At 66.4% G+C, this 16,887-nt stretch carries 12 protein-coding genes; 3 read left to right on the forward strand and 9 right to left on the reverse strand.

What is annotated here, in order from left to right:
• Positions 1-47: 47 nt before the first annotated feature.
• Together HL671_RS14440 and HL671_RS14445 are read right to left on the reverse strand one after the other, a co-directional pair.
• Entirely contained in the window at positions 48-1,478 is a 1,431-nt protein-coding gene (locus HL671_RS14440; protein WP_172236784.1) for an aldehyde dehydrogenase family protein, read from the reverse strand.
• Between the two features lie 511 nt (positions 1,479-1,989).
• On the reverse strand, positions 1,990-4,359 hold the full coding sequence (locus HL671_RS14445) for a transketolase (protein ID WP_172236785.1): 2,370 nt from the start codon (positions 4,357-4,359) through the stop codon (positions 1,990-1,992).
• A gap of 140 nt (positions 4,360-4,499) precedes the next feature.
• Here HL671_RS14445 and HL671_RS14450 point away from each other — a divergent pair, with 140 nt between their 5' ends.
• The 3 genes from HL671_RS14450 (at position 4,500) to HL671_RS14460 (ending at position 7,826) form a co-directional block, all read left to right on the forward strand.
• Complete coding sequence (locus HL671_RS14450; RefSeq protein WP_012042979.1) at positions 4,500-4,961, forward strand: Lrp/AsnC family transcriptional regulator; 462 nt, start codon at positions 4,500-4,502, stop codon at positions 4,959-4,961.
• 368 nt (positions 4,962-5,329) lie between these two features.
• On the forward strand, positions 5,330-6,511 hold the full coding sequence (locus tag HL671_RS14455; RefSeq protein WP_210263903.1) for a ferredoxin family protein: 1,182 nt from the start codon (positions 5,330-5,332) through the stop codon (positions 6,509-6,511).
• Positions 6,512-6,566: 55 nt separating this feature from the next.
• On the forward strand, positions 6,567-7,826 hold the full coding sequence (locus HL671_RS14460) for a 2Fe-2S iron-sulfur cluster-binding protein (RefSeq protein WP_012042977.1): 1,260 nt from the start codon (positions 6,567-6,569) through the stop codon (positions 7,824-7,826).
• Positions 7,827-8,236: 410 nt separating this feature from the next.
• On the opposite strand, the gene HL671_RS14465 is transcribed toward HL671_RS14460, so the two are convergent.
• The 7 genes from HL671_RS14465 to HL671_RS14495 form a co-directional block, all read right to left on the reverse strand.
• Positions 8,237-9,409: a fumarylacetoacetate hydrolase family protein gene (locus HL671_RS14465; protein WP_012042976.1), complete on the reverse strand. Its 1,173-nt coding sequence runs from the start codon at positions 9,407-9,409 to the stop codon at positions 8,237-8,239.
• A gap of 104 nt (positions 9,410-9,513) precedes the next feature.
• Complete coding sequence (locus tag HL671_RS14470; RefSeq protein ID WP_012042975.1) at positions 9,514-10,467, reverse strand: DMT family transporter; 954 nt, start codon at positions 10,465-10,467, stop codon at positions 9,514-9,516.
• Between the two features lie 197 nt (positions 10,468-10,664).
• Positions 10,665-11,504 carry an aldo/keto reductase gene (locus HL671_RS14475; protein WP_012042974.1) on the reverse strand — a complete coding sequence of 280 codons (840 nt, stop codon included), beginning with the start codon at positions 11,502-11,504 and terminating at the stop codon, positions 10,665-10,667.
• Positions 11,505-11,643: 139 nt separating this feature from the next.
• The gene (locus HL671_RS14480) at positions 11,644-14,337 is read right to left on the reverse strand and encodes a nitrate reductase (RefSeq protein WP_172236786.1); all 2,694 of its coding nucleotides are present in this window, start codon (positions 14,335-14,337) and stop codon (positions 11,644-11,646) included.
• A 17-nt stretch (positions 14,338-14,354) separates the two neighbouring features.
• A complete protein-coding gene (locus HL671_RS14485; protein ID WP_172236787.1) occupies positions 14,355-15,569 on the reverse strand; it encodes an NAD(P)/FAD-dependent oxidoreductase in 1,215 nt (404 codons plus the stop codon).
• Between the two features lie 5 nt (positions 15,570-15,574).
• Positions 15,575-16,000 carry a globin family protein gene (locus tag HL671_RS14490; protein WP_012042971.1) on the reverse strand — a complete coding sequence of 142 codons (426 nt, stop codon included), beginning with the start codon at positions 15,998-16,000 and terminating at the stop codon, positions 15,575-15,577.
• Between the two features lie 87 nt (positions 16,001-16,087).
• Complete coding sequence (locus tag HL671_RS14495; RefSeq protein WP_085972607.1) at positions 16,088-16,882, reverse strand: ABC transporter ATP-binding protein; 795 nt, start codon at positions 16,880-16,882, stop codon at positions 16,088-16,090.
• Between the last annotated feature and the right edge of the window lie 5 nt (positions 16,883-16,887).

Consider the following 16,887-nt stretch of genomic DNA (forward strand, 5'->3'; position numbering starts at 1 on the left):
AGCCATGTCCCCGGGCTGAACACTGCGCTCGCAATGACGGAGACCGATCAAGCCGCGTTGTAGCCGGCGACCGCCTTGACCTCGAGATACTCCTCAAGACCGAACTTGCCCCATTCGCGGCCGTTGCCGGACTGCTTGTAGCCGCCGAACGGCGCGGTGCGGTCGTTCGGGACGCCCTGCAGGTTGACGTTGCCGGCACGGATCTTGCGGCCGACCTCGCGGGCCTTCTCGATGGTCGGGGCGGAGACGTAGCCGGCGAGACCATAGGGCGTGTCGTTGGCGATCTTCACCGCCTCAGACTCGTCCTGCGCGCCGATGATCACGAGCACCGGTCCGAAGATCTCCTCGCGCGAGATGGTCATGTCGGGCTTGACGTCGGCGAAGATGGTCGGACGCACATAGAAGCCCTTGTTGACGCCCTCGGGCAGGCCCGGACCACCGGCGACGAGGGTGGCGCCCTCCTCGATGCCCTTGTTGATGAGCGCCTGGATCTTCTCCCACTGACCACGATTGACGACCGGACCGATCGTGGTGCCCTCCCCGCGGGGATCGCCGACCTTGGTCTTGTCGGCGACACCCTTGGCGATCGCGGCCACTTCCTTCATGCGCGCGGCCGGCACGATCATCCGCGACGGCGCGTTGCAGGACTGGCCGGAGTTGTTGAACATGTGCATGACGCCGCCGGTCACCGCCTTGACCAGATCGGCGCCCTCCAGGATCACGTTCGGCGACTTTCCGCCGAGCTCCTGGCTGACGCGCTTCACCGTCGGCGCGGCGCGCTTGGCGACGTCGATGCCGGCGCGGGTCGAGCCGGTGAACGAGATCATGTCAATGTCCGGATGCTCGCTCATCGCGGCACCGACCTCCGGGCCGAGGCCGTTGATCAGGTTGAACACGCCCTTCGGCACGCCTGCTTCATGCAGGATCTCGGCGAAGATCAGCGCCGAGGTCGGGGTGAACTCCGACGGCTTCAGGATCATGGTGCAGCCCGCGGCCAGCGCCGGCGCCACCTTGCAGGCGATCTGGTTGAGCGGCCAATTCCAGGGCGTGATCATGCCGACCACGCCGACCGGCTCGCGCACCACCACGGAGGCGGGCAGCGTCTCCTCGAACTCGTACTTCTTCAGCACGTCGAGCGTCGACATCAAGTGGCCGAGGCCGGCGCCGGCCTGCAGCTTCTCGGCCATCGGCAGCGGCGCGCCCATCTCGTCGGAGACGGCAGCGCCGATCTCCTTCATGCGGCCCTTGTAGATCGCGATGATCTTCTCGAGCAGTGCGACCCGCTCCTCGCGCGAGGTCAGCGAGAAGGTCTCGAACGCGCGGCGGGCGGCGGCGACCGCCTTGTCCACATCGGCCTTGGAGCCCAGCGCAACCTCATACATCGACTCTTCGGTCGCCGGATTGACCACCGGCGTGGACTTCTTGACGACCGGATCGACCCAGGCGCCATCGATGTAGAATTGCAGGCGATTGACCATCGGAAAACCTCTTCACGTCGGAAGCATATGGGAGGGGCGGGAGCGTGCGGGCCAGCACCCTGGCACGAACGGTCCGCAGGTTGAACCCGCCACATGCGGGGACCGGGGTTGCGGATGGCTCGGATATAGGATCAACGCCACGACCGGCGCAAGCCAAGCGCCCGCTGCATCTTGACGCCATTTCCTTTTGCGCTGCAGCAAAACACGGCCTGACCGGAAGGTTTTCCGGCTCCCAGAATTCCAGTTCAACCGCGGCCGGTCGCCGAACAAACCGCAGATTCATTTTGCGATGTGTGAACTGGTTCACAACCGGGCCCGATCGTCCCGGCTAATCTCTCCCCATCGGACACGCCGGCTCACCGAGACGCTGCCGGAAACGCTTTCATGACGAATGACTTCGTCAGGTTTTATTGAAGCCGCTTTTTAGCACCTAGCCCTTTTAACCCAAGTTGCGACGCCGTCTCCTTCATCCAGGTGAGGGAGACGGCGCATCTGTTTGTGCCGCGCGCCGCTACACCGCCATTTTCCGATGGCGCACCGGCGCGCCGGTCAGGCTTTCCGCCGCATCAATGATGGCATTCGCATCCATGCCGTTGTGACGATAGAGATCGTCGATCGTGCCGGTCTGGCCGAACTTCTCGACCCCCAGCGCCTCGACGCGATGGCCACGGACCGAGCCCAGCCAGCCCAGCGTCGCCGGATGGCCGTCGATGACGGTGACAATGCCGCAATCGCGCGGCAGCGGTGCCAGCAGCTGCTCGACATGGCTGAGATGCTGCACACCTCGGCGATGCCGCCGCAGGCTGCGCGCCGCGGTCCATCCGGCATGCAGCCGGTCGGCCGAGGTGATAGCGAGCAGGCCGACGTCGCGCCGCGACTCGCCGATCAGCCCGGTCGCCTCGATCGCCTCCGGCGCAACCGCGCCGGTATAGGCGACGATCACCTCCGCATTCGGGCCCGGCTTGCGCAGCCAATAGGCGCCGGCGGCGATGTCGGCTTCCAGCTCCGGCGACATGATCCGCTGCGGCTGGTCGATGGTGCGGGTCGACAGCCGCAGATAGACCGAACCGCCCTCGCCCGGCGCGGCTTGCATGTGGGCAAAGCCCCATTTCATGATCGCGGCGAGCTCGTCGACGAAGGCCGGCTCGAACGACGACAGTCCGTCCTGCGCCATGCCGATCAGCGGCGTTGCGATCGACTGATGCGCGCCGCCCTCCGGTGCCAAGGTCACGCCCGACGGCGTCGCCACCACCATGAAGCGCGCATCCTGATAGCAGGCGTAGTTCAACGCATCGAGGCCGCGCTCGATGAAGGGATCATAGAGCGTAACGATCGGCAGCAGCCGCGCGCCGTTGATGGCATGCGACAGGCCGAGCGCGGAGGCCATGATGAACAGGTTCATCTCGGCGATCCCCAGCTCGATGTGCTGGCCCTTCGGCGAGGCCGCCCAGTTGAAGGTCGACGGGATCTTCTCGCTGCGGAACAGGTCGGCCTTCTCGGCGCGTGCGAACAGCCCGCGGCGGTTGACCCAGGCGCCGAGATTGGTCGAAACGGTGACGTCGGGCGACGAGGTCACGATGCGTGAGGCCATCGCGCTATCGCTGCGGGCGAGATCGTTGAGGATGAGGCCAAAGCCCTGCTGCGTCGACATCTGCGCCGCGGCCGTGAAGGTCAGTCGCCCCGGCACGTCGAGCACGGCATCGCTCAGGCGGCGACCATCACGGTTGAACGGCACCGACGCCAGGAACGACTCCAGCATCGCCGTATCCTGCTTCAGCCCTTCGAACTTGTCCCACTCGTGGCCGGGGCGGATGTTCTGCTGGGCGCGCCATCTCTCCATCTGCGCGACCGTCATCAGCCCGGCATGATTGTCCTTGTGGCCCTGGAACGGCAGGCCGACGCCCTTGATGGTGTAGGCGATGAAGCAGACCGGGCGGTCGTGGTCGATGGACTCGAACGCCTCCAGCATGCTCGCCATGTCGTGGCCGCCGAGATTCGACATCAGCGCCAGCAGCTCGTCGTCGCTGCGCCGGTCGAGCAGCCGCGTCACGTCGCCCTGGTCGCCGATGTCGTCCTGGATGTGCTTGCGAAAGGCCGCGCCGCCCTGGAAGCACAGCGCGGCGTAGAGCGCATTGGGACAGTTGTCGATCCAGCGCCGCAGCGCTTCGCCGCCGGGCTCGGCGAAGGCCTCACGCATCAAGCGGCCGTATTTTACGATCACCACGTCCCAGCCGAAATTGCGGAACATGGTCTCGAACTTCTCCCACAGGCCCTCGCGCACCACGGCGTCGAGGCTCTGGCGGTTGTAGTCGACGATCCACCAGGTGTTGCGCAGGCCGTGCTTCCAGCCTTCGGCCAGCGCCTCGAAGATGTTGCCCTCGTCCATCTCGGCATCGCCGACCAGCGCGATCATGCGGCCTTCGCGGCGGTCCTTCATCCAGCCATGCGCCTGCACATAGTCCTGCACCAGCGACGAGAACAGCGTCTGCGCCACGCCGAGGCCGACCGAGCCGGTCGAGAAGTCGACATCGTCGACGTCCTTGGTCCGTGACGGATAGGACTGCGCGCCCTTGAAGCCGCGGAAATTCTCCAGCTTCTCGCGGCTCTGCCGGCCGAACAGATATTGGATGGCATGGAAGACCGGGCTGGCATGCGGCTTCACCGCGACGCGGTCCTCGGGGCGCAGTACCGAGAAATACAGCGCCGACATGATGGTCGCGAGCGAGGCCGAGGATGCCTGGTGTCCGCCGACCTTCAGGCCGTCGATGTTGGGCCTGATATGGTTGGCGTGGTGGATGGTCCAGGACGACAGCCAGAGCACCTTGCGGGTCAGCGCGTTCAGGATGTCGAGACGGTCTGACGAGGCGGATGGCTTGGCCATGGCGCTGCTCCCGGCGGGTCGTGGTGGATTCGTCAAGCTTAATCCCGCCGGCCCGGCCGAAATTCTCAATTTTTCGCGCACGATCCGACATTATTGGGATATTTTCCCATCAATCTGCCAGTTTTACCAAAATGATCCCAATGCCCGATCTCGACGCCATCGACCGCAAGATCCTCGGCCATCTCCAGGCCGACGGCCGCATCACCATGCAGGAGCTCGCCGACAAGGTTGGCCTCTCGGTCTCGCCGTGCCACCGCCGCGTCAAGCTGCTGGAGGAGCGCGGCGTCATCACCCGCTATCTCGCGACCGTCGACCAGAAGGCACTCGGGCTGCACGTCTCCGTCTTCATCTCGATCAAGCTGGCTCGGCAGAAGGAGGAGGATCTCAAGCGCTTCGAAAAGGCGATCTCCGCCTGGCCCGAGGTGCTGGAATGCTATCTGATGACCGGCAATCGGGACTATCTGCTGCGCGTAGTCGCGGCCGATCTGTCGTCTTACGAGGCGTTCCTGAAATCGAAGCTGACGCGGCTCGACGGCATCGCCTCGATCGAAAGCAGCTTTGCGCTCAGCCAGGTGAAGTACTCGATCGCCCTGCCGGTGTGAGCCGCGCCACCTCCGCAATCTCTGCCGTCGTTGCCGGGAGCACGCAGGCGCTGCCTTGATCTTGCCGGAGGCGTGTCACAGCAAGGGTCGTCATTGATCCAGATCAAACGCCCGCGGAAATGCACATCGATATCGATCAAATGCTTGATGTTCCTGGATTTGATCCAGATCAAACGGCCGCAAGCCAACCGCAGCATGGCCCAGACACGTCCATATTGGCCGTCAAAAAGCGCCACATCTCGCCGTCAGATTCTGCACCACAGCATGCGCTGAGACACGAGCGAACGGGATCGCCGGACTAACAAGTCCAGATCCGGGGCTCGTGCGGTCGGCGCGATCGTGAAGAACAACACGCGTCCTGGAAAGCAATGCCAAACAACAGCGCCCAACGTTCGTCCCGACACGACTACACTTCGCATCATGGAAACGCCCGGCCGCTCGCTTATGTGGCCGTGAAAGTGGCTCCCGCGCGGTATCAGCCGGCGGCACAGCCCGGCAGCCGCAGCACCGGACGGGCCGAGCGACGGTTCTGGCTGACGATGCAGACGGTCATGTTGATCGTCGGCGTGCTCCTGGTGAATCTGCTGCTGTTCTTTCCTCCGCTCGGCATCGCGCTGATGTGGAATCTCCTGATTCCGATCGCGCCGGCGCTGGTGACGATCTCGCCGGGCCTCTGGCGCAACATCTGCCCGATGGCGACCTTCCATCTGCTGCCGAACAAGATGGGCATCTCGCAGAACATCCGGATGCCGGAATGGGGCGCGGCGACCTTGGCGGTGATCGGCGTGACCCTGCTGTTCATCGTCGTGCCGATGCGGCGCATCGGGCTGAATGTCGACGGTCCGCTGACGGCGCTGATGCTGCTGTCGGCTGCGTTCATGGCGTTCGCAATGGGATCGGTGTTCGAGATGCGTTCGGGCTGGTGCACCTCGCTCTGCCCCATCCACCCGGTCGAGCGTCTCTATGGCACCAACCCGGCGCTCACCTTCAAGAACGCCCGCTGCAATATCTGCGAGGCCTGCAGCAATCCGTGCCCGGACTCGACGCCCGAGCTGACGCCGACGGCGGGCGTCCCGACCAAGGTGCAGCAGTTCCTCGGCAACTTCCTGATCGGCAGTTTTCCGGGCTTCGTCTGGGGCTGGTTCCAGGTGCCGGACTATCCGCCGCAGCAGGTCGGACATGCCGAGATCATCACCGCCTATGTCTGGCCGTTCGGCGCGGCCATCATCAGCTACATCCTCTTCAAGATTGGCGAGCATGTGCTGCGCTACAAGCCGGCCAGCCGCACCAGGATGCATCGCATCTTCGCGGCGGCCGCGATCAGCACCTACTACTGGTATCGCCTGCCCGGCCCGGCCTCGCTGCTGCCGGACTGGTTTCCGCTGGTCTCACATCTCGTCACGACGCCGTTCTTCTTCTGGTTCCTGGTGCTGCGTAACCCGAAGGTGAGCTGGCTGAAGCGGCCGGTGATGGCCTCGAACTATTGGTCGAGCCGGTTCGAGAGCACCGCCAACAAGAACCTGATCCGCGTCTCACCCGGCAAGGCGTGATCCCGCGGCTTAAAGCCTTCCCACAGTCTCAGCGTCATCGATCGAGGAGTAGCCCATGTCGAACTTCAGGACCGTCACCGTCAAAGGCCGCCAGTTCCGCGTCCGCGCGGGTGACGTGCTGCTCGACGGCGCGCTGGCCAACGGCGTCGAAATTCCGTTCGACTGCCGCGCCGGCACCTGCGGCACCTGCATGGTTCACGTCGCCAAGGGCCAGACCGTGTGCGGGGAGACGCATACGCAGGGCATGATCTATGCGTGCCAGGCCCGCGTGGTGTCGGACCTCGACGTCGAGGTGGAGGACGTGCCGGAGATCGACATCAGCAAGGCACGGCTGGTGGGCCTGCGCGAGGTCGCGCCCGACATCATGGAGCTGATGATCGCACCCGAGAAGAGCATCAGCTATCTGCCGGGTCAGTACTTCAAGTTCACCTTCGCCGGCTATCCGGCGCGCGCCTACAGCCCGACGGCGTCGTTCGACGGCCGCATCGGCGGCCGCGTCATCCATCTCAACATCAAGAAGGTGCGCGGCGGCCGCGTGACGACCGCGCTCGGCAGCGGCATCCGCCCGGGGCACCGGCTGCGCATCCAGGGGCCCTATGGGCATGCGTTCCTGCGTCCAGGCGGCGCCGGCCGGCTGATCCTCGCCGGCAGCGGCACCGGCTTCGCGCCGATCTGGGCCATCGCCGCCATGGCGCTGCGCGAGAACCGCAATCGGCCCATGGTGATCATCGCCGGCGCCAAGAAGCTGCCGCAGCTCTACATGACGCCGATCCTGGCGCAGCTGGCGCGGCTGCCGAATGTCACGATCATTCCGACCGTGGAGGAAGGCCCGATCAACCATCCCTCGATCCGCACCGGGCGCATCGAGCCGCAGATGCCGACACTGACGGCCTCCGATGTCGTCTATGCCTGCGGCTCGCCGCGCATGGTCACGGCGCTCGCCGGCATGGTCGAGAAGGCCGGCGCGACGTTCTATGCCGACCCGTTCGACTCCGCCCCGCCGGAGGCGCCGTCCGGCCTGATCGGCCGCATCAAGACCTTGGTGGCACGGCGTCCGGCCGAGGCGGAGCCGAGCCGCGACAGCGGCAAAGGCCGCGAACCCTCGGTCGATCCGTTCGAGCGCGCGCTGTCGCTGGTGCCCAAGGACCCGATCGACGACGATCTGGGCCTGCGCCGTCCCGAACCGCGGCGTAGCACGGCCGCCGAGCGCGACCATGCGCTGTCGCTGGTGCGCGAACGGGCGCTGGCCGATCCCGCACAATTGCAGGAGCGCCCCCGTCGCGCCGCCGGGCAGACGGCGTCAGGGCTTGTGTGACGGGCCGACGGCGGCAGCTCGACGTCCGCCGTCACTCCGTGACACTGGCGCGAGCATGAGCGGACATCGGGCCGGCAGAGCCCTGCATCGGTCCTTCGAGACGCCCGGCGGGCTCCTCAGGACGAGGGCTGATTGCGTGGCGCGAGCTCGAGCCTGAGATCCTCTCACCCCTCATGGTGAGGGCCGCTTGCGGCGCGTCTCGAACCATGAGGCCCGGCGATGTTTCGCCATCCTCTGACGTCACTCCGGGGCGCGCGCAGCGCGAGCCCGGAGTCCATAACCACGCCCCTGCGTAGTGAAGCACGATCGCCACTCAGCTCGGCGGACTCACCACCGCCGCGGCGTATGGATTCCGGGCGCGCGCTATCGCGCGCCCCGGAATGACATCGTGTGTGTGGAGGCGGCGTGCCTCAGATCAGCTTCCGCCTTGCCAGGTTGCGCATCAGGGCGCCCAAGCCGAAGGTCCAGGGCTCGCATTCGTCGCTGTTGCGCATGCGGTTGACGAGGCGGCCGAGTTGCGGAGCGGAGATGGTGACGATGTCGTCGCGCTTATGGGTGAAGCCTTGGCCTGGCGCGTCGCGATCCTTCACGGGCGCGAACATCGTGCCGAGGAACAGCGCGAAGCCGTCGGGATATTGATGCACGGCGCCGATGGTCTGGGCGACGAGATCCGTCGGATCGCGACTGATCTTCGAGATCGAGGAATGGCCATCGAGCACGAAGCCATCGCTGCCGGTCACGGTGAGCGCGACATCCATCTTGCGGACATCATCCAGCGTGAAGCCCTTGTCGAACAGGCGCAGCAGCGGGCCGATGGCGCAGGAGGCGTTGTTGTCCTTGGCCTTGGACAAGAGCAGCGCCGAGCGGCCCTCGAAGTCGCGCAGATTGACGTCGTTGCCGAGCGTGGCGCCGACGATTTTGCCGCGGCTCGACACCGCCAGCACGACCTCCGGCTCCGGATTGTTCCAGGTCGATTTCGGATGCAGCCCGGCATCCATGCCGGTGCCGACCGACGACAGCGTCGGCGCCTTGGTGAAGACCTCGGCATCGGGGCCGATGCCGACCTCGAGATACTGGCTCCAGGCGTTCTGCTCGATCAGCACCTGCTTGAGGTGCATCGCCTGCTCCGATCCCGGCTTGAGCTTGGAGAAGTCGTCGCCGACCAGCCGCACCACCTCCTTGCGGATGGCGTCGGCCGAGGCCGGATTGCCGCGCGCACGTTCCTCGATGACGCGCTCCAGCATCGAGATCGCAAAGGTGACGCCGGCCGCCTTCAGCACCTGGAGATCGACCGGGGCCAGCAGCCAGGGCTTTGCGGGATCGCGGCGGTCCGGCGGCGTGTTGGCGAGGATATCGGCGAGATCGCCGATCCGATGACCGCCCATGGAGCGGAGCGCGGTCGCGGGATCGTCCTGCTCGCACAGCGCGCTGACGGTCGGGAATGCCGAGGTGACGTCGAACACGCCGTCGTCGCGGACGGCGACCACCGCCGGGCCATCCACGTCGGGGCGCCAGATGCGGCCGACCAGCGTGCCGCTGGTGCCATCGTCGGGCAGCATGGACTCGGGCGTCAGATCGATCATGGCGGCGTGCTCCCTGTTGTTCTTGTTCGTCCGGGGCACACCTAGCATCGGCGGAAGCCGGCTCCAAGCCGCTCGACCTCGCGCCGGAAAGGATCGTCACGATCTCAGGGATTCGGCGAACTCTCGCCGGCAACCTGCAGCAATTGCGAGCGGCGCACGCGCTCGCGATGGGCGGTGTAGAGACCGCTGGAGACGATGAAGGCGGCGCCGACCACGGTCCAGATGCTCGGCACCTCGCCGAACACGAAGAAGCCGAGCAGGCTGACCCACAGCAGCTGGGTGTAGGAGAACGGCGCCAGCACGGAGGCATCGGCGTAGCGGAACGCGAGCACAACGATCCACTGCCCCATCGTCGAGGCGACGCCGACCAGCACGCCGAAGCCGATGTCCTGCCATGACGGCGTGATCCACACGAACGGCACCATCGCCGACAGCAGGCACAGGCCGGCAATCGACGAATAGGTCATGATGGTGATGGCGTGCTCGCGGCCGCTCATGATCCGCGTCATGATCAGGGTGCAGGCCCAGGAGAAGGCGGAGGCGATCGGGAACAGAGCGGCGAGATGGAACGCGCCGGTGCCGGGCCGGAGGATGATCAGCACGCCGCACAGGCCGACCGCGGTCGCGATCCAGCGGCGCAGGCCGACCTTCTCGCCGAGAAAGATGATCGAGAGCGCCGTGACGAACAGCGGCGCGACGAAGCCGGTGGCGGAGGCTTCCGCGATCGGCAGATAGCCGAGACCGGTGATGAAGAAGATCGACGAGCCGAGCAAAGCGACGCCGCGCAGGAGTTGGAATGGCAGCCGCTCGGTGCGCATCGCAAACAGCGGCGAGCCCGGGATCATCGCCGGCACCATGATCAGCGCGAACACCGTGAAGCGGATCCAGGTGATTTCGATCGCGGGCAGCGTCTTCGACAGATATTTGGCGGTCACGTCGGAGGTGCCGAGGAACACGGTCGACAGCAGGATCAGCGCAATCCCGCGGAACGGCCGGTCCGTGCGCGCGGGCGCACGCTTGCGCGCCACTGGCGGCTTCTGTGGCAGGGACGTCGGCACGTCGTCGAGACGCGCGGCGGCTGCCGCGCTCGGTGGCGGGGTCACGGTCGAACTCGGGGATCTCAAGGCGAAACGAATCGGTGAGTGGCGACAAAACGCCAATCAGGCCGTCGCGACAACCCATTGAAAGCGGGCAGCATCTATGCATTGCCCACGCGCCCAGGTCGCAAACATCCGTAATTTTCCGTGATGCTGCACTACAACATGGGCAGACCGCGCGGCTTCGGCCCGCGCGGAAAAGCACGATCGATCGCAGCAATGTCGGCGGCGGTCAGTGCGATGTCCCCGGCAGCGGCATTCTCCTCGGCATGGTCTGGGCGCGAGGCCTTGGGGATGGCGAGCAGCGAGGAGGCGCGGGTCAGGAAGGCGAGTGCGATCTGGCGCGGCGTGGCCCCGTGCTGCTCCGCGATGCGCTGCAGCACCTCGCCGCCGGCGCTGCGGCGCTCCGGAAAATCATCATGGCCGAACGGCGAATAGGCCACCACGGCGACGCCGTGCTGACCGCACCAGGGAATGACCGCGTGCTCGATGGCGCGCTCCTGCAGATGATAGAGCACTTGGTTGCAGGCAATCTTGCCCTCGCCGGCAACCTCCAGCAATTCGTCGAGATCGTCGACGTCGAAATTGCTGACGCCCCAGGAGGCGATCTTGCCGGCGGCCTTGAGTTCCTCGAATGCGGCGACGGTGTCCTCCAGCGGATAGGACCCCGGCCAATGCAGCAGGTAGCAGTCGAGCCGGTCCGTCTTCAGCCGCTTCAGCGAGCGCTCGCAGGCGGTGATGGTGCCCTTGCGCGAGGCGTTGCTCGGCAGCACCTTGGACACCAGGAACACCTCGTCGCGGCGCCCGGCGATGGCCTCGGCAATGATGAGTTCGGCATCGCCATACATCTCGGCGGTGTCGATGTGGGTGGCGCCCAGCTCCAGCCCGCGGCGAAGCGCCGCGATGGCGCGGCTGCGGTCACCGAAGTCGAAATGCCAAGTGCCCTGCCCGATGACGGAGACGCTGGCCCCGCCGGTTCCGAATGTCTTGTGCTTCATGGCAGCGAACATAGAGGATGGCGCTGATGGCGTCGATTGCCTCCTTCCGTCATTGCGAGGAGCCGCATACGACGAAAGCCATCCAGAGTCGTCGCGGGACTCTGGATGGCGTCGCTTCGCTCGCAATGGCGGCGCTGAACTAGCTCGCCACCTTTACCGCGTCGGCAGCCTGCGTCGCCGTCTGCGCGATCAGCCGCTTCATCTCCGGGATGCAGGAGCCGCAATTGGTGCCGGCCTTGAGCCGCGCGCCGATCGCAGCGGGCGTGCGCGCACCGGAGGCGATCGCGTCGCATATCGTGTCGCGGCCGACGCCGAAGCAGGCACAGACGATCGGCCCGCCGCCTGTCCCGTCCGGCGCGCGGCCGGACAGCAGCATGCGGCGCTGCTCGTCGTCGAGGCTGTCGGCCGCGAACATCGTCTTCACCACGTTCCAGTCGCCGGCGTCATGGCCGGGGCCGACGAACATGCAGGTCTCGATGCGATCCCCGGCAAAGGACGCGGCGCGATAGACGCCGCCGCCGACATCCATGTAGTCGGCGACATCGTCGCTGGCGCGCGCCTTGAACCAGGCCGGCCAGCGCATGAGGTCGCCATTGTCGGCGAACAGATAACCGAAGCCGCCCGGCACCGTCGCGCGCACCCACCACAGGTTCGGCGGCAGTGGCAGCTCGCTGCGCGACAGGATGAAGCCGCGGAACACGTACTCATAGGGACTGATCGCAGCCGGCGTCGCCTTGGCCTCGGGCTGGCCGGAGAACGGATCGGTATGCGCGGCGACCAGCGCGCCGACGCGGCCATGCGAGGAGTTGGTCGCGTTCCAATGGATCGGCGCGAACAGCATGCCGCGCTGCTGGCGCTCGCTGACGACGACTTTGAGGATGCACTGGCCATGCTCGGTCGTGACCTTGGCAAAGCCGTCATGCATCAGGCCGTAGCGCAGCGCGTCGTCCGGATGGACCTCGACGAACGGCTCCGGCAGATGCGCCGAGAGCCGTGGGCTAAGGCCCGTGCGCGTCATTGTGTGCCACTGGTCGCGGATACGCCCAGTATTCAGCCGCAAGGGCCGCGCGGCGGTCGTCTCGCTGCGCAGCGCCGGCACGTCAGGCGCCACGAAGCGGGCCTTGCGGTCGTTGGTAAAGAAGCTGCCGTCGGCAAAGACGCGCGGCTCGGGCGGCTTGCCGGCGCGCGCCGGCCACTGCACCGGCGCCATCGCCTCGTATTCCTCATCCGTCAGCGTCGCCAGCGCGCCGATGTCGAAATCGCGGCTGCCCTCGTTCTCGAACGCCGACAGCGCGGCGTGCTCGCGGAATACGTCGGCCGCGGAGTTGTAGTTGAAGGCCTGTGCAAAGCCGAGCCGCTTGCCGACCTCGCTCAGGATCCACCAGTCCGGCCTGGCCTCGCCGGCCGGTGCCATGAAGGCGCGCTGCCGCGAGATGCGCCGCTCCGAATTGGTGACGGTGCCCGACTTCTCGCCCCAGGCCTGCGCGGGCAGCAGCACATGCACGCCGGCATCGACCGTGTCGTTGGAGCGGACATTCTCGGAGACGACGAACAATTCGAGCTTCTTCAGCGCGGCGCGGACGAGATCGGCGTCCGGCAGCGACACCGCCGGATTGGTGCCGATCACCCACAGCGCCTTGATCTGGCCACGCGCGATCGCCTCGAACATCGCGACCGCCTTCAGGCCCTCATGGGTGGCGATATCTGGCGCCTTCCAGAAGCGGCGGACCCGATCGATCTCCGGCGGCGTGAAGCTCATATGGGCGGCGAGCTGGTTGGCGAGGCCGCCGACCTCACGGCCGCCCATGGCATTGGGCTGGCCCGTCAAGGAGAACGGCCCCATGCCCGGTCTGCCGATCCGCGCTGTCGCGAGATGGCAGTTCAGGATGGCATTGACCTTGTCGGTGCCCTGCGCCGACTGGTTGACGCCTTGCGAATACAGCGTGACGACCTTGGGCGTCTCGCGGAACAGCTTGAAGAAGGCGGCCACGTCCGTCTCGGACAGGCCGGTCGCGAGCGCGGTGGCGGCAGCGCTGCCAGCGAGGCTGCGGGCGCGCGCGAGCGTCTCGTCGAAGCCGCTGGTGTGGCGGGCAATGTAGTCGCGATCGAGCGCGCCGCTGTCGGCGAGATTCACCAGCAGGCCGGAGAACAGCGCTGCATCGGTGCCCGGCTTCAGGCCAAGGAACAGGTCCGCTTCGCTGGCGGTGTCGGTGCGGCGCGGATCGATGACGACGAACTTCGCGCCACGGCCCTGCTTGTTGGCGAGCATGCGCTGGTACAGCACCGGATGGCACCAGGCGGCATTGCTGCCGACGAAAACCAGCAGATCGGCCTGGTCGAGATCCTCATAACTCCCGGGCACGGTATCGCTGCCGAAGGCGCGGCGATGGCCGGCGACCGAGGAGGCCATGCACAGGCGCGAATTGGTGTCGACATTGGCCGAACCGAGAAAGCCCTTCATCAGCTTGTTGGCGACGTAATAATCCTCGGTCAGCATCTGGCCGGAGAGATAGAACGCCACCGCATCCTCGCCGTCGCGGGCGACGATGTGCTTCAGACGGCTCGCGACGTGATCGAGCGCATCGCTCCACGCCACCCGCTCCAGGCCGTGCTTGCAGCGGACCATCGGATACAGCAGGCGGCTCTCCAGCCCGAGCGTCTCGCCGAGCGCCGAGCCCTTGGAGCAGAGCCGGCCGAGATTGGCGGGATGCACCGGATCGCCCGAGATGGCGGCGCCGCCGCTGCCATCGGGCGTGGCGAGCACGCCGCAGCCGACGCCACAATAAGGACAGGCGGTGCGCACGGTGCGCAGCTTCGGATCGACAGTGGTCATCGTCGTGCGAATCCCCCTCACGCGGCCCTTGGCCGCGCCCCCGCGCGGCCGAACATCATCTCGGTCCGGATCGACGCAATCGGCTCGCGATTGCGGATCAGGTCGCGATACCAGAGCGCATCCTGCGTGTCGCCGATCAGCACGGCACCGGTGAGGCGGCCATCGGCGATCACGAGCTTCTTGTAGATGCCGCGCCTGGCATCATTGAGCACGATCGCCTCGCTGCCCGGGGCGCCGACGAAGTCACCGGCCGAGAACACCGCGACCCCGGACACCTTCAGATTGGTGGCGACCACGCTGCCCTGATAGGCCGCCTTGCGGCCCGCGAGATGCCGCGCCAGCACCCGCGCCTGCTCATAAGCGGGCTCGACCAGCCCGTAGCAGGTGCCGCGATGCTCGGCGCATTCGCCGAGCGCGGAGATGCCGGGCACCGAACTCTGCAGAGCGTCGTCGACGACGATGCCGCGATTGACCGCAAGCCCCGCCTCCCTGGCGAGCGCCACGTTGGGCCTGATGCCGGCCGCAAAGATCACCGCATCCGCAGCCAGGCTCCGCCCGTCGGCGAGTTCGACACGCTCGACGCGGAGCTCGCCATGGATCGCCGCCGTGCTCGCCTGCAGCAGAACCTCAATGCCTTTCCGCTCGACCAGCACTTTCAACAGCGCCGCCGCCGAGGCATCGAGCTGCCGCTCCATCAGCCGATCCATCAGGTGCAGCAGCGTCACCTTGGCGCCGGCACGCGCCAGGCCATAGGCCGCCTCCAGCCCGAGCAGTCCACCGCCGACCACGACCACGCGCGACTTCTTCGCAGCCAGGCTCAACAGCACGTCGGTGTCGCGGCTGTCGCGGAACGTATGCACCCCAGCCAGATCGGCGCCGGGCACCGGCAGCCGCAGCGGCAGCGAGCCGGTGGCCAGAACCAGGCGTGAGAACACCATGTTCTCTTCGTTCTCGACCTCCAACTCCCGGCGGCCGACATCGATGCGCGCGACCCGCGCGCCATATTTCAGCGTCACGCCGCGCTCGCGCCACCACGCCGCGGGCTTGAGCTCGATCTCGTGCGATGCCGCCTCGCCGGCCAAGACCGACGACAGCAGCACGCGGTTGTAGGCGAGCCGAGGCTCCTCGCCGACGACGGCGATCGCATAGCGACCGAGGGCGGTCTGCGACAGCTCCTCGACCAGCTTGGCAGCGGCCATGCCGTTGCCGACGATGACGAGCGGCTCACTCAACGGGCCTACTCCGCTGCCTGTGCGTTGCCATAGGCTTCCGAAATCATGTAGCCGGACAGCGTGCCGTAGGCCGCGGTCCAGGCTTCGGCGACCTCGGGGGTCCAGGCCTCGCCGAGCCCCTTTTCGAGCGTCCACAGCAGCGCGGCGCCGACCACCGGGTAGTGCTCGGGCTTGGCACCATAATTCACATGGCGCTTGGCGAGTGCGCTTGCCGCCGGCAGCACCGTGTCCAGGTTCGACAGGCCGCCGACCACCACCGCCAGCGTGCCCATCAGCTTCTTGCGCTGCTCGGTCAAATCCTCGGGAAACATCGCGCGCACCGGCGGCGCGACCTCGAACAGCCGATCGTAGAACAGCACGGCGGCCTGATCGGAGATCGGCGCGACCTTGGCGAAGCTCTCCTGAACGAGCGTGATCTGAGACGGGGTCATCGGCAATGCCTTCCTTGAAATGGACGAGAGCCTGTTGGTCGCCTCACGCGGAGAGTGGTTCGATCCACTCTCCGAATGTCTCCTGCGTCACGCGGCCTCGACGAAGCGGTGGCGCTCATAGAGGAATTCGAGCACCCGCTGTCGGCACTTCACATAGGTCGCGTTGGTCGCGAGCTCGAGCCGCTTGCGCGGCCGCGGCAGCGCGACCTCGAGCACCTCGCCGATATGCGCGCTCGGGCCGTTGGTCATCATCACGATGCGGTCCGACAGCAGCACGGCCTCGTCGACATCGTGGGTGATCATCAGGATGGTGTTGCCGAGCTTCTGATGCAGCGCCATCACCGAATCCTGCAGATGCGCCCGCGTCAGCGCGTCGAGCGCGCCGAACGGCTCGTCGAGCAGCAGCACTTTCGGCTCCATCGCCAGCGCCCGCGCGATGCCGACGCGCTGCTTCATGCCGCCGGAGATCTCGTTGGGCCGCTTGTCCTTGGCGTGCGCCATCTGCACGAGGTTGAGATTGTGCATGGTCCAGGCATCGCGCTCGGCGCGAGTCTTGGTCTTGGCGAACACCTTGTCGACGCCGAGCCGCACGTTCTCATAGACCGTCAGCCAAGGCAGCAGGCTGTGGTTCTGGAACACCACGGCGCGGTCGGGCCCCGGCGAATTGACCTCGCGCTCCTCCAGCAGAACGCCGCCTGACGTCGCGGTGGTGAGGCCGGCGACGATGTTGAGCATCGTCGACTTGCCGCAGCCGGAATGGCCGATGATCGAGACGTACTCGCCCTTCTCGATCGTGAGGTTGATGTCCTTCAGCACTTCGGTCGTGGTGGCGCCGCGGGTGAAGGTTTTGTCGACGTGATCGAGCTTCAGATAGGCCATGATCCAAT

Origin of the sequence: Bradyrhizobium denitrificans (assembly GCF_013179005.1) — a bacterium.
Taxonomy (GTDB): domain Bacteria; phylum Pseudomonadota; class Alphaproteobacteria; order Rhizobiales; family Xanthobacteraceae; genus Bradyrhizobium; species Bradyrhizobium denitrificans.